Origin of the sequence: Litorimonas taeanensis (assembly GCF_003634015.1) — a bacterium.
Classification (GTDB): Bacteria; Pseudomonadota; Alphaproteobacteria; order Caulobacterales; family Maricaulaceae; genus Litorimonas; species Litorimonas taeanensis.
This window is the reverse complement of record NZ_RBII01000002.1, coordinates 880700-893682: the sequence shown is the minus strand read 5'-3', so window position 1 is coordinate 893682 and position 12983 is coordinate 880700. Positions and strand designations below refer to the sequence as shown.

Genomic DNA, 12983 nt, shown 5'->3' with positions numbered 1-12983 from the left:
CCTTATAGCTCACGGGCTCTACACATGACGGCCTTGATTCATGTAGAAAGCGTTCAAAGAGCTCTCAAAAATTTTACGATAAAAGGAAAGTCCGACATGCCTTTGATAAAGTTTCCCCTTAAACGCTCTGGCGCTCTTTGCGCGGCGATTATTTTATCCTGCAGTGGGTATGAGGCGGCCTTTGCGCAAAATAGCGTCCAAAGTCCTGCAAGGGCCCAAGGACAAAGCCCCGCTCAGATACGACCCGCTTTGCCAGATGAAAACACATTGGCCCGCCTCGTTTGGTCGACCATGATTGCCTTAGATAATGCCAATCGGACAAATAATTATACCGTCCTAAATCAATTGGGATCGCCGCAATTTCAGCAAGTGAACACCCCCTCGCAGCTTTCTGAATTATTTTCAGAGCTAAGGCGTAATCGGATTGATATCGGGCGCAGCATTCTCTCAACCCCTAATTATTATAGACCTCCAGAGATTTTATCAGATGGGACATTACGGCTTAGGGGCGGTTTTGACTTCCGTCCAAAATCCATTCGGTTTGATATTATTTATTCTAATATTGGAGGGGGATGGCGCATTAATGCGCTGTCTGTCGTAGAGATGGATGCCGCCGCGCCCAAACGCTAAGGATGTGTGGCGCGATGAACCTATCGCGCGTCATTATACGAGACATTAAAAAGCCGCCCAAGACAGGGCGGCTTTTCATTTAATTTCAGACACTTTAAAATTTAAGCATCAGGAATAATTATAGGCTCCGCTGTCTTATCCAAGGGGATGATATCACCTTGCATCGGATCAACAGGCTCGTCTGTTGCCGTCAAGTTAAAGGCGGCCGCAAAACCGGCACCAGCCTGCTGCGGCGCCGTCCCAGTTGGCGGCGGTGGCGGCGGTGGCGGAGGCGGCGGAGGCGGCGGTGGAGGCGGTGGCAACATACCAACAGGGGGCGCTGTATAGTTATTATCACCGCCGCCGCCGCAAGCGACGAGGGCAATTGCCGCCGTCGCCATTAAGAGGCCGTTTTTAATAGAAAATGGTTTTTTCATTCAATTAACCTCCTAGTTTTGGTCTTCATTATTGGGTGAACCTCTGAGCGGTGTGTTCAGATATGGAAACGCATTCATCACATCCATCGCCGAGAGGGGCGCGCCATCTGTAAAGGGCTGGTCTCCGACCGGCGCATCCTCTGGTGAGCAATATCCCAAATTCGTTGGGACGCCATTGACGGGGATGTCATGACATAGCGCGCCCATGACAACACGCAGCGCAATGTCGACTGTATCATCACCGGGGCGGCGGCCATTCGGGAAACCTGCAAGGTCATTGCCTGCGACGCCTAGAGGGCTTTGCGTAGCCTGCGGCGTTGCCGTAATGGCTGTATTTAACCGCATCATTTCAGACGCCGTCACTGTGCTTTGTTGATTTACACCCGGAAAGCCTGTCAGAAAAGCGGCGACCAAATCTGTACGCGGCAGGTTTGATGGGGCGATATTATCTTCTGCGCCCAAAGCGTCTCTGAATAGAATATCAATCAAAGCGGGCAGCGTTGGATGTGTCACAAAGTCGGCGGCTTGCGCGTCGTCTTTTGGCTCAGATCCATTAAACAGATCTTTAAAGGGCATGCCGATGACGACCTCATTGACCAAAGGCGCAGAGAGACGCGACACCTGAACATAAGCACCGCCTTGCAAAGCAGGCTGTTCATATGTTGGCGTTGGGTCTTTCAAGCTGGCTTGCGGCAAGCTTGCCGTCGTCCACGCCCCGATTGTTCCGTTACCATTACCTGTAAGGCATGTGATTGGCACTTCCATAGCGATAGAGGTCACATTGGCTTTGCCTACCAAGTCATCATTGGCCCGATCTTGTTCAATAGCGCCTTCTAATGGCACCAAATTGACCAAATCAAATATCTCGCCAAGGTTCACGGCGAACGCTTCGGCGCGCTGACCCACAAACACCTTACCCGGCACAGTACAGCCCGGCAGGGTCACATCATAAATATATTGGTCGGCATAGGCCTTATAATCCGGGATGGTTTTATTCCCGACATTATCAAGCGGCTTGGTAAATGTAGTTGAAACCTCTGTGGCACTACCTGAGCGGCGGTCGCCCTCAATAACGCGCAATTTATAGGTTTCAGTTTCGCCCAATGCAGAACTATCGCCCGCAGAAATAACGCCGGCAGCGCGCAATGGAATAGGCAGAGTTTTATCTCCGATCTCTAATGTCACGCCCGTACCGTTGACCAGGTTATTATCAAAATCAAAAGAATAAGTGATGTCTTCTATGGCGTCCCCATCATTATCGATATGAATTTCATAAAGCGCGTCAGGATCCATCGTGAAATAATTTGGCCCACCATAAGGTGACTGGATAGGCTGATAATTGGCAATAAATGTCACAAAGCCTTCGCGGCCCGGTTCATAAGAGCGGAACATGTAAAAGTCAGTCCCATCCACTTTGGGCGTTTCAGTAATGGCTGGCGCTTCTCTGTGGCTTGAAGCCCAAGATGGGAGGGTCACAGCGGTTGCCGCTAAAATGGCGCTTGTGGCGAGCAAGGCCTTTGTAAAACGCCCGGGAGGCAAAAGGGTATTTTTAGTCATATGTCGATCCTGTTTCAATTTTGAATGGCGCTGTAGAAATCCCGCCCATTTTCCGAAGAACATGCCCCGGCTCGGCCTAAAACAGCCGCCGGGTATTTCAGTTACGAAGGGGGGATAGGTTTTGGTGCAAAAGAACTGACTTTATTTTGGAACCTATAGCGCGCTATAGCGTATTTGAACTAACGGGCTTGGGAGGGCGCATATTGTCAGCTTTTGATATTTCGAATGCTAAATTAGCAAAATGCCTGCACTCTATGTCGCAAGGTGACCGAAAAGCCTTTGAGGAATTATACAAAATTACGGCGCCCAAATTAAACGCCATCATTTTATCAATGATAAAAGATGAAGCTTTGACCTTTGATATTCTGCAACAAGCCTATTTATCCGTTTGGCGAAATGCGGGGTCTTTTGACCCAAAGAAGGGCAAAGCTTTTACGTGGATACTTGTTATCACGCGAAACAAAGCGCTTGATTTAATGAGAAAGCGGAAACGCTTTTCAACAACAGAACAATTATCTGAAACGCTAGAAGACGAAAAAATGCAATCGGATATGAGCGCGAAACGCTTGCTGTTGCGGCGCTTAATAGCCCCGCATTTACAAGCTTTAACCGCGAATACGCGCGACGCTGTGGTTCTTAGCGCGGTCTATGGCCTGACCTCCAAAGAAATTGGCGTAAAAATTGGGGTCCCCACAAACACAGCCAAAAGCTGGGTACGGCGCGGTCTTTCAAAACTGAAAAAAGACCTCGGCGTAGAAGATATTAAAACGCTCCTCTAAGCTCCCTTTATTACCGCGCTTAATGCAAAGCGGATACTGCGCCTGTGTAAAGCACGGGCCCTTCTGGGCCTGCGGATTTTGACCCGCCCAGATTTTCCAAACTGATCGCCAATGTATCTGTTTCATTTTGCAAAAGAATTGGAATATCAAAATCAATCTGATTGCTTGTCTTTGCCGGATTAAGCACGCCTAATGAACGCGGGGCGGCTTCGCCCTCTCGGATCAACCATAATTGCAGATCTTTCTCGGGCGGAATTTCCACATTTGACAAACGCGCAATAACACGGCCCGTTTTGGGTTCATAAATAATAGCCATCAGCTCTGGCTGTGTATTATCAGACAAAAGCGCCATGAGCGTTTGGGTTTCTTCACTCGGCGCGGCGGGTTTACTCCCCAAAGGTATAAAGTGCGATCCTATGGCCAGCACCGCCAAAGCCGAAGCGGCCATCGCGGCAAATTTCCATTTCTTGACGCTATTATCATTTACAGCGACTGCATTCAGAGACGCCTCGCCCGCTTCAACCGCGTCTTTTTCAATATCTTCAAGTAGGCTCTCTAAGAGACCCTCTGGCGCAAGACGATCAGGCACGTCTTCGTTTAACGGTGCAAGCCAAGTTTCTATATTTCGTACCACAGCCTTGAACTGATCATTGGTGGCATAAAGCCGTCGATAAGTCGCGACTTGTTCCTGTGTCGCCTGCCCCGTTAAATAAGCGATAGCGAGGCTTTCATATTCAGGCGTATCAAAAGTCATAATACCTCCTGATTAAGTTTATGAGACAGCTGGGCAAGGCGCGTTCTCACATCATTCGCCGTCGTGCCCTCTAGGTCCGCCAAATCTTCGCAAGACAAACCATCGAGATAGGCACGCCTTAACAATTTTATATCAGCAGGTTTAATGTTTAACCCCTTTAAACTTTCTATCTTGCCATTCGATTCAATGGCTGATTTTTGCTCCAGAACCGATTTGATATTATGCGTAAACTTATAATCAATTGCATAGCGATGAGCCAGCGTTCTGAGATAGACAACAGGGTCTGCGACTTGTTTGGCGATTTCGTGGCGGCGCTCCCACACTCTGGCATAAACAGATTTCAAAACGCGAGACGCCATTGGGTCTTCGGGTAATATACGATGTATAATACCATAAAGATGAGCCGAGGTCAGAGTATAGATTTCTGACATAATCTCTGCTCCTCCCGTTTCTAAGCGAGCAAATAAAAAAGTGAGCCTATCCCGCATTGTTATTTGGTCTGTTTACACATCATTTCACTGCGCCCTTTCTGGTTTACATGTGCCTGAACACCTTCACCATCGCAATATAGTAAATACGTTAAGATAGCATAGATTGGTGCAATTTATTTTATCATACCCACCAAAGCTCTGCGAACACAGCAGAGCTTAACGTGCACGGCGAACTTTTTCCTTTCGGCTGCACCCACAGACCAGCCTGAAACGTATCTATTCTGAATGATAAAATCCGGAGCCTTAATATGACTATGATGCAATTCACTAGAAAAAGGCGCCGCAAGTCTCTCTTCTCATATCTACGCACCGACATACTAGCCTCAGTTTTGTTTATCTCTGCCTTACCCTTTTCTTCACAGGCTCATGATTTTTGGCTGTCACCTGATGCTTATTCTACGCCTGCCAATTCGGCGCTCAATATTTCTGTCATGGTAGGGCACCCCGTCGATAAAATGGCTTGGCCTGTTGATCCCCATCGTATCATTTCTTTTCGCTCGCTTGGCGCAACAGGTCTGACAGATCATCAGGGCGCATTGTCTGCTGCCAAGACGTCAAAAGCCTTACCCATACGGCTCTCAGATACAGGGCTGCATATTCTATCCATTGAAACCACCCATGCCTTTAGTGAATTAGAGAGTGAAAAATTCAATGACTATGTAGAAGAAGAAGGGCTGTTACCCATCAAGATTGATCGGCTCTTGAAAAAGTCTGCACATAAGCCAGGAAAAGAAATCTATTCACGGCGGGGGAAAACGATCATCCAAGTTGGGCCTTTGCCAAAGTCAGACCCTGTTTATCTCTCAAAACCTCTTGGGCTTACGCTTGAAATTGTCCCTATGGAAAACCCTGCCCGCATAGAGGCAGGCGGCAGAATTCGCTCTCAAATATTTTATCGCGGCGCCCCTCTTAAAGGCGCGCAGGTCGGATTGATAGATTTAGACGGAGAGCGCGGACGTATCGACTCGCAAAAATCAGATGCTAATGGGTTTGTTGAATTTAAGCGCCCTGAAAGAGGCAGCTGGATGCAACATGTCGTTTGGTCTGATCCTCTGGAAGATAAAACCCAAGCGGATTATGATACTATTTTTTCAAGCCTGAGCTTTTCGGTTGATTGAATAATCGGGGTGAAAGAGACGGCTCTTTTGCTGCAAGATTGCAGACCGAAATCTTTATCAAAGCGGCGGGCATAAGAACAGCGCGCCCTTTTGTTTCAACGCAATCGTCAAGGGAAACTGCATCATTCTATGCTCCCCGTCGAGCAGCACATCGATTTCCCCGTCTCCGAGAACTTTTGCTCTGTCTGTAAAGGCCAAATGCGTCGCTTCATCCTCTCGCCATTTATTAAAAAAGGCAGATAGGCCCAGTGAAGACAAATCTGAGAAAGAGTGAACATCCACACCAACCGCTTCAAAGGCTTCGGGTTGAATAGAAAATTCGTTCATATTCGGACAGGTAAAGAGAAGTAAATTTGCGCTTTGAATAACTCGCCGGCCATCATGATTTAAAATATAATCAAAATGAGCGGCAGAGCGGTTTTTGGCATTATCTTGGCGAACCTCTTGAAGGCTCTCTTTGATTGTTTCTGTCAGATTTTTAGACGCTGCAATAATGTCGCCTTCACGAACAAGCTCTCGCGTCACGCCCATTCTGACAATCGTGCCAATCATCGCAGCGACAATAAAGATACAATCATTGATGACCCCGACAGGGCGCCAACAGGGCTGACTTTGCGATAGAGCCAAGCGCAGGGCCGCTTCCCAATCTTCTGTGCCATAGAGCGCTTTTGGCAGGACATTCATTGTACCGCCCGGCAGAGGTACAACGGGTACCGCGACGTCATTGGCCATGAAGTCTTGGGCCCTATTGGCGGCAGCCAAGGCTGTCCCATCGCCGCCATATGTAATCAGTAAATCGCACCCCGAAGATAAAACCGTCTCTAAGGTCTCATCTAAATCCTGACTTTGAATGAGATAACAGCGAGGCGACACGCCATAGTCTTTTTGAAAAATTTCGGAAATTTCTTCGCGAATATCTGAACTACTGCCTGAGGCCGTATTAATAATCACGACGGGTTTTTTATATGACATCATGTTGTTTTACGGCCCTGTTTTTTGTAATGGCGCTCTGTCTTTGCGCCAAGTTTCTTGCCGCACAAAATGGCCATTTATCCAATCAATTGCTGTCACTTTTACGTCATCCTTAGAGACTTCAACATGATTGAAGCTCGCAGGTTTGCCGCGAATCCGTGTCGATAATGTTCCCGAACCAATCGATAAAATCTCAGATTTTTTGGGCGTTCTTTCAATCACAAAGGGCGTGTGCACATGACCACTTAGAATTCCGCCAATATCGGCTGTCCCCAACATGTCCATCGCGGCGTGTCCGTTTTTAGTGTCCCCACTAAGCGGCGTATTGGGTGGATAAATCAAAGGGTGATGCACGGCGAGCAGTTTCAAAACTCGCGGCGGAAGATAAGAAAACGCATCCGTCACGCGCTTTAGGTCAGCCACATCAACAACCCCCAATGACCAATCTAGCTTAGCCTGTATGCCTCTTGATGTGTTGTAAGGGAAAATCGCTACACTCTCATCAATATAGACACCATCTGAAAGCGGCGCGATATATTTATTATAACGACCAAATGGATCAAAGAGCCGCTGAAAAACCCCGTAAACGGGGATGTCATGATTACCGGGGGTAATCACTTTGGGCCCTGAAAATCGGGCAATCCAATCTCGGGCGGATTTGAACTCTGACGTTTTTCCGTCTTGTGTAATGTCCCCGCATATCACGACGACATCAGGCGCGAGGCTATCGCTATAGTCTTTCACAGCCGCCATAGCCTCTCTATCTTCGACCCCAAAATGGATATCAGAAAATTGAAGGATAGAGGTCATTCTGGGTTCAGCGCCTTTGAGCAATTATGAGAGGCGGCACGAAGCTATTATGGCCTTTGGTTCCGCCGCGGCTTAGACATAAGCCATCTTACTCAAAATGCTTGAAGTCAGTATTCGTTCCATTCACGGCAATAGCCGCCCCTAGCCCAAATGAGGACTATCCCCACGGGGCATTGTAAAAAGTGAAATTTTACGTTGGCAATAGGCGTTACGTTAACCTCCATGATCTAAAGTAGGGGCCCAATCCTTATGCCGCTGGGAGATTAGAGTGCAGAAAATATACCCCGTTATCATGTGCGGCGGTTCGGGAACCCGCCTTTGGCCATTGTCGCGCAAAGCGTTGCCAAAGCAATATCAGCCGATTGTAACCGACAAATCGATGTTAAGAGAGACGATGCGGCGCTTTCCCAGCACAGCGCCATTAAAGTTTATGCCGCCCAGTTTTGTATGCGCCGAACATCATCAAAAGCACATTTTACAAGCCTGCGACGCTGAAGGGGTTACGCCGCATAAAATCATCCTTGAACCTTGTGCGAAGAACACCGCGCCTGTGGCCGCCTGTACAGCGCTCATATTAGGGGAAGACGATTCTGATGCGCTGATATTATTACTGCCTGCCGACCATCATATAGAAGCGGCGACGAAATTTTGGGACTCAATCCAATCTGGCGTCACGCGAGCCTTAGACGGAGCCTTAGTCACATTTGGCATTCAACCCACAGGCCCTGAGACGGGATATGGATATATTCGCGCAGGGAAAAATGTTGGAACGGACAGTTATGAGGTCGAGGCTTTCGTCGAGAAACCTGACCTAGACACGGCCAAGTCCTATTTAAGGGCCGGAAATTACAGCTGGAATTCTGGCATGTTTCTGTTCACGGCCGAGACCATGATATCGAGCTTTCAAAAACATGCGCCTCAGATTTTAAAGTCCTGCGAAACCGCTATTAAATCTGGCACCTATAGCCAACCCTCTTTATTCCTTGATTATGAAAGCTTTGCGGCCTGTGAAAGTAATTCAATTGATTATGCCATCATGGAAAAAGCAGAGAATGTGAATGTGATAAGTCCCGTCAATATTGGATGGAGCGATATTGGCTCTTGGGATTCTATCCGTGAACGCGCCATTGAACAGGGCGCGCTTAACGCCGGCGCGGGTGACATCGTCGATATTGACTGTAAAAATACGCTCATCCGGTCTGATACGCTCACCATTGCGGCCATTGGCCTTGAAGACATTATAATCGTCGCCACGGATGATGCCGTGTTGATAACGAAAGCCGGAGACAGTCAAAAAGTGAAAGATGTCGTCGATACGCTTAAATCCCGCGACAAGACTGACATATTGTAATGTCGCTTTCTGAATTCATCACACAGTCTGAACGCTTTACCTCTTGGTGCCAAGGCGCGCTAAAAGATTGGCACAGGGTCGCCGCCGATCCACGCGGCGGATTTGCTGAATTCAGAGATATAACAGGCGCCCCCAATTTTGACGCGGTTCGCCGTGTGCGCGTGCAATTTCGTTTGGCCTATGTCTATGCCCTCGCTGGACATTTAGGATGGTATGACCATGCCCAAATGGCGAGCGATCAGGCTTGGGATTTTGCAACGACATCGGGGTTTCAATCTGGGGCGCTCGACCTAGAGAGCGGCAAAGGCGGCTGCGCGCATTTAATTGGCGGCGGGGGCGCATTGGTCGATCCCTATCGCGATAGCTATGCGCAAGCCTTTGTCATTCTGGCAGGCGCATGGCGTTACCGGGCCTTTGGCGACATTCAGAGCTTAAACATCACAGAATCGACTTTAGCGTTCTTAGACAGCCATTTGACATCCGAATATGGCGGCTATGAAGAAGGCTTCCCCCTTCGCGGCGGGCCAAGGCGTCAAAACCCTCATATGCATTTATTCGAGGCCTTACTCGCGCTATTCGAAGCGACAGGCGATAAAAAATACAAAGCCCGTATTGATGCCCTCTATGGATTATTCAAAGCGCATTTTTTCGATAAAAACACTGGCGCTATTTATGAATTCTTCAACTCAGACTTTACCAAATATAAGGGCGGCGGCCCCTATGAACCCGGTCATATGATGGAATGGGCTTGGCTACTCTCGGAATATGAACGCCTTCGCGCCGTTAATATGTCAGCAGAAATATTGAAGCTAAAACAAGCCGCCATGGAAATGGGTTATCGTCCTAAAGTCGGATTTATAATTGATAGCTGCGTGCCCCAAGGGAAACAAACATCCGAGCGTTTCAGAAGCTGGCCGCAGACAGAGCTTATAAAAGCCCATGTCAGCCTTGCCCTTAAAGGAGACATGGAAAGCTTACCTATTATATCCAAAACAATTGACCGTATGTTTGACACCTATTTTCAAACCGACGTGCCGAGCGGTTGGCATGATCAATTGGACCATGACGGCCAGATCATTCAAGCGGATATGCAATCCAGTACATTTTATCACATAATCTGCGCCGCCGCAGAAGTGAGCCGCCTTCAAACCCATTTAACATAATGGCCCGCTTAGAAAGCGAGCCATTCTTTTACGTGCCCCAGTAAATTTAAACTCGTTTAAGGGTTTGGCAGAGCGTGAATTTCAATAGAATTCCCAAGCTTAAACACCTCTTTGGCGAGAGCTTGAACATCTGCAACCGTCATGTCCTTCAGATCGCTTTCGCGTGTTTGATGCGCGGTTAAGCCAAGCCCATCCGTTTGCGCGTCTGACAGAACCGCTGCCCAATATGGATTGCGCTTTGCTGTGCTCTCCAGCCGTTCAATCATCGGTTTGATGGCGCGATTAAACTCATCCTCAGTCAATGTATCTTTCGTCATATCATTGGCGATAGACTGGACTTTATCTGCCATGCGCGTGACATCTTCGGGTTTCAGCGTCAAAACCGCCGTGACATAACCATAGCCGGGGAAAATTTGACTCGCATGTGATCCCGCGCCCGGAGAATATGTCGTCGCTTCACCTTCTCTAATCTCTTTGACCAAACGGTTTCTCAATATGGCTCTTAAGACAGAGAGTTCTCTGGAATAGCGTGCGTCCAACCCATCAGAGGCAGGCCAATAGACCCTAAGCTGTGCCTGATTATCATCCCCTCTGTGATAGATTTTATAAGGTTCTATCATGCCTTCCGGGAATTTAAGTTCATGCATCTCTGGATAAGGATCTTTCACATCCTTACGTTTCGGTAGAGCGCCAAATGTCGCCGCGACTTCTTTCACGGCCTCTTCTTTGGTGATGTCTCCAACAATCGTAATCTCAATTAAACCCTCTTTAAGTTGCGGCAACATCCAAGACTTTACTTCCTCTGTTGTTGGGGAGTAAAAATCGGCCTCATCATCAAATCCAAAACGCGTATCACCTGACCGTATAATCCGCGGCACCTCTCTTGAAATGACGCCGCTAACAGTTGTGTCGTGACGTGGATACCATGCCTTTAATTTATCAATATGGTTTGTACGCACATCTTCGCGAAAGCCTGGCGCCGTAAGCGTTGCGGCGAAAACATTTAACTGCTCTCTGAAATCATCGGGCACAGTGACAGACGTCATAAAGAAATTATCGCCGCCATCTCTGAAGTTAAACGCGGCTGGGTTTACTAATTTTCCCGCCATTAATTGCTTGGTCTCAGACAAACTATGCGCTTCAAATCCGCTTTGGGACATAAGGGCATAAGCCATTCGGCGTAGGCCTTCATTTTTGCGCGGGCTGGACATATTGCCCTCGCCAAAATTCACCTGAACGAGCACACGGTCATCTTCATAATCCGTTTGTTTAAAGTTCAAACGCACATTATTTTCAAATTTAATCAGATGTGCATCGACGGCTTCGTTATACACATCAGAGGTAATTTTGCCTGCTGGCCCAAAATCTGAATAGGCAAATTCTGTCGCAGACATATCTGATGCATCAGGCGCCGCCACTTCGATAGAACGGCTATTTTCTAAGGCTTGTTGAATCAAAGATTCTGCGTCTTCAAAGGGCGTCTCTGTCGTCATAAATACAGATACATCCTCTAAATCACCCCATTGGTTTCGCAGAGCCGCATTGACATCTTCTACTGTGATGGAGTCCTTCTGAGCGAGAAAGCGTTCAAGGTCTTGCTGGGGATGCGTAAAGACTCTGTCATTATCATAAGAGGACATTACCCGGTCGATAAGACCGCCGCGCCGCGCCGTGGTTGGGCGCGTATCCGCCCCTTCGGCTATGGCTTTGTAAGAGCTTTCAACACGGGCAAGCTGCGCCTTTAGCTCTTGTTCGCTAAATCCATATTTCAGGACTTTGCGGAGTTCATAATCTATACCGGCAAGGGCCGTTTCCCAATTATCAGCTTGTGTATAGGCCGAAAATGACATGCCTTCCGTCAGTTCAAAATTAGACATTCTGCTCATGCCTGCATTGATGAAAGGGCGGTCGGATTTCTCAGCAATCGCGCTCATTCTATAGCCCATCATGCCCGTGGCTAAACTTTCAATTAAGCGCTGCTTCCGAAGAGCCGGCGTGTCGTCTCTTTTTTCATAAGGCCGTAATGACATGAGGCTTATATTCGTTGGCAAACCCTCTTCTGCATAAAACATAACGTCGCCAGACGGAATTTTTGCAGGGCTTGCTGGGCGGTCTTTACCGGGGGCTGTATCGACCGCCCAGTCGCCAAACGTCGCCTTGATGTAATCCACAATTTCTTGAGGATCTTTGTCACCAACGAAAGCCACGATTGTTTTTTCTGGGTGATAATATTCTTTGTAATAGGCTTTGAAATCATCAGAATTAATTGAGTTCAAGCTCGCTTCTGTACCGATGGGCAACCGGTCAATCAGATCGCTTCCCTTTGCCAAAAAAGACAAGCGCGCTTCCCAGGCGCGGTAGGCCGCACTATCCCGCGTACGTTTTTCTGAAAGGATAATCCCTAATTCACGCTCAATAGCATCTTGATCCAATGTCAGGTTTTGGGCTGTTTCCTTCATCAACATAAAGGCGGCGTCCAAAACCTCTTCGCCCAAGCTTGGTAAATTGAGCTTGTAAACCGTTCTATCAAGACCCGTACTGGCATTCGTGTCGGCGCCAAAGCTTAAGCCTAGGCGTTCAAGGATTTGAATCATTTCGCCCTCTGGCACATTCTTTGAGCCGTTAAACGCCATATGCTCTAGGTAATGCGCTAATCCTTCTGTCCCTGGCTTTTCATTTAATGAACCCGTTTCGAATTGAACCCGTAAGGCCCCGGTTCCGGGCGGTGTTTGGTTTCGCAAAACCGCATATCGAACGCCGTTTTCTAGTGTTCCCGTGACTAATGCAGGGTCTGGCTTTAGGGCGTTTTGCTCTTGGGTTTGCACAGAACTGGCTTCATTTGTTTGCGATGTACAGGCCGCCAATACGAGCGGTGAACTGGCAATAGAGAGCGCGCCCACGACCGTCATAAAACGGCGCGGCATAGAGTGTAAACGGGGCAT

12 protein-coding genes are annotated in these 12983 nt (G+C 48.1%); 5 read left to right on the top strand and 7 right to left on the bottom strand.

Annotated elements, in window-relative coordinates:
* The first annotated feature begins 96 nt into the window (after positions 1-96).
* Positions 97-630 carry a hypothetical protein gene (locus DES40_RS12210; protein WP_147405910.1) on the top strand — a complete coding sequence of 178 codons (534 nt, stop codon included), beginning with the start codon at positions 97-99 and terminating at the stop codon, positions 628-630.
* Between the two features lie 101 nt (positions 631-731).
* On the opposite strand, the gene DES40_RS13305 is transcribed toward DES40_RS12210, so the two are convergent.
* Both DES40_RS13305 and DES40_RS12200 read right to left on the bottom strand, forming a co-directional pair.
* Positions 732-1046, bottom strand: a complete 315-nt coding sequence (locus tag DES40_RS13305; protein WP_199288137.1) for a hypothetical protein — start codon at positions 1044-1046, stop codon at positions 732-734.
* Positions 1047-1058: 12 nt separating this feature from the next.
* Positions 1059-2603: a DUF4331 domain-containing protein gene (locus DES40_RS12200; protein ID WP_121102978.1), complete on the bottom strand. Its 1545-nt coding sequence runs from the start codon at positions 2601-2603 to the stop codon at positions 1059-1061.
* Between the two features lie 203 nt (positions 2604-2806).
* Here DES40_RS12200 and DES40_RS12195 point away from each other — a divergent pair, with 203 nt between their 5' ends.
* A complete protein-coding gene (locus tag DES40_RS12195; RefSeq protein ID WP_233345617.1) occupies positions 2807-3382 on the top strand; it encodes an RNA polymerase sigma factor in 576 nt (191 codons plus the stop codon).
* Between the two features lie 19 nt (positions 3383-3401).
* On the opposite strand, the gene DES40_RS12190 is transcribed toward DES40_RS12195, so the two are convergent.
* Both DES40_RS12190 and DES40_RS12185 read right to left on the bottom strand, forming a co-directional pair.
* Positions 3402-4136: an anti-sigma factor gene (locus tag DES40_RS12190; protein WP_121102553.1), complete on the bottom strand. Its 735-nt coding sequence runs from the start codon at positions 4134-4136 to the stop codon at positions 3402-3404.
* Positions 4133-4567 (bottom strand): hypothetical protein, encoded by a 435-nt coding sequence (locus DES40_RS12185; protein ID WP_147405909.1) that lies wholly within the window; start codon positions 4565-4567, stop codon positions 4133-4135. Before DES40_RS12185 ends, DES40_RS12190 begins: the two co-directional genes overlap by 4 nt.
* Positions 4568-4875: 308 nt before the next feature.
* Here DES40_RS12185 and DES40_RS12180 point away from each other — a divergent pair, with 308 nt between their 5' ends.
* A complete protein-coding gene (locus tag DES40_RS12180) occupies positions 4876-5745 on the top strand; it encodes a DUF4198 domain-containing protein (RefSeq protein ID WP_121102548.1) in 870 nt (289 codons plus the stop codon).
* Between the two features lie 57 nt (positions 5746-5802).
* On the opposite strand, the gene DES40_RS12175 is transcribed toward DES40_RS12180, so the two are convergent.
* Both DES40_RS12175 and DES40_RS12170 read right to left on the bottom strand, forming a co-directional pair.
* Complete coding sequence (locus tag DES40_RS12175; protein WP_121102546.1) at positions 5803-6720, bottom strand: diacylglycerol/lipid kinase family protein; 918 nt, start codon at positions 6718-6720, stop codon at positions 5803-5805.
* 6 nt (positions 6721-6726) lie between these two features.
* Positions 6727-7527 carry a metallophosphoesterase family protein gene (locus DES40_RS12170; RefSeq protein ID WP_121102544.1) on the bottom strand — a complete coding sequence of 267 codons (801 nt, stop codon included), beginning with the start codon at positions 7525-7527 and terminating at the stop codon, positions 6727-6729.
* Positions 7528-7795: 268 nt separating this feature from the next.
* On the opposite strand from DES40_RS12170, the gene DES40_RS12165 reads away from it, so the two are divergent.
* Together DES40_RS12165 and DES40_RS12160 are read left to right on the top strand one after the other, a co-directional pair.
* On the top strand, positions 7796-8878 hold the full coding sequence (locus DES40_RS12165; protein ID WP_147405908.1) for a mannose-1-phosphate guanylyltransferase/mannose-6-phosphate isomerase: 1083 nt from the start codon (positions 7796-7798) through the stop codon (positions 8876-8878).
* The gene (locus DES40_RS12160; RefSeq protein WP_121102540.1) at positions 8878-10041 is read left to right on the top strand and encodes an AGE family epimerase/isomerase; all 1164 of its coding nucleotides are present in this window, start codon (positions 8878-8880) and stop codon (positions 10039-10041) included. Before DES40_RS12165 ends, DES40_RS12160 begins: the two co-directional genes overlap by 1 nt.
* 56 nt (positions 10042-10097) lie before the next feature.
* Here DES40_RS12160 and DES40_RS12155 read toward each other — a convergent pair whose 3' ends face one another.
* Entirely contained in the window at positions 10098-12983 is a 2886-nt protein-coding gene (locus tag DES40_RS12155; protein WP_170144985.1) for a M16 family metallopeptidase, read from the bottom strand.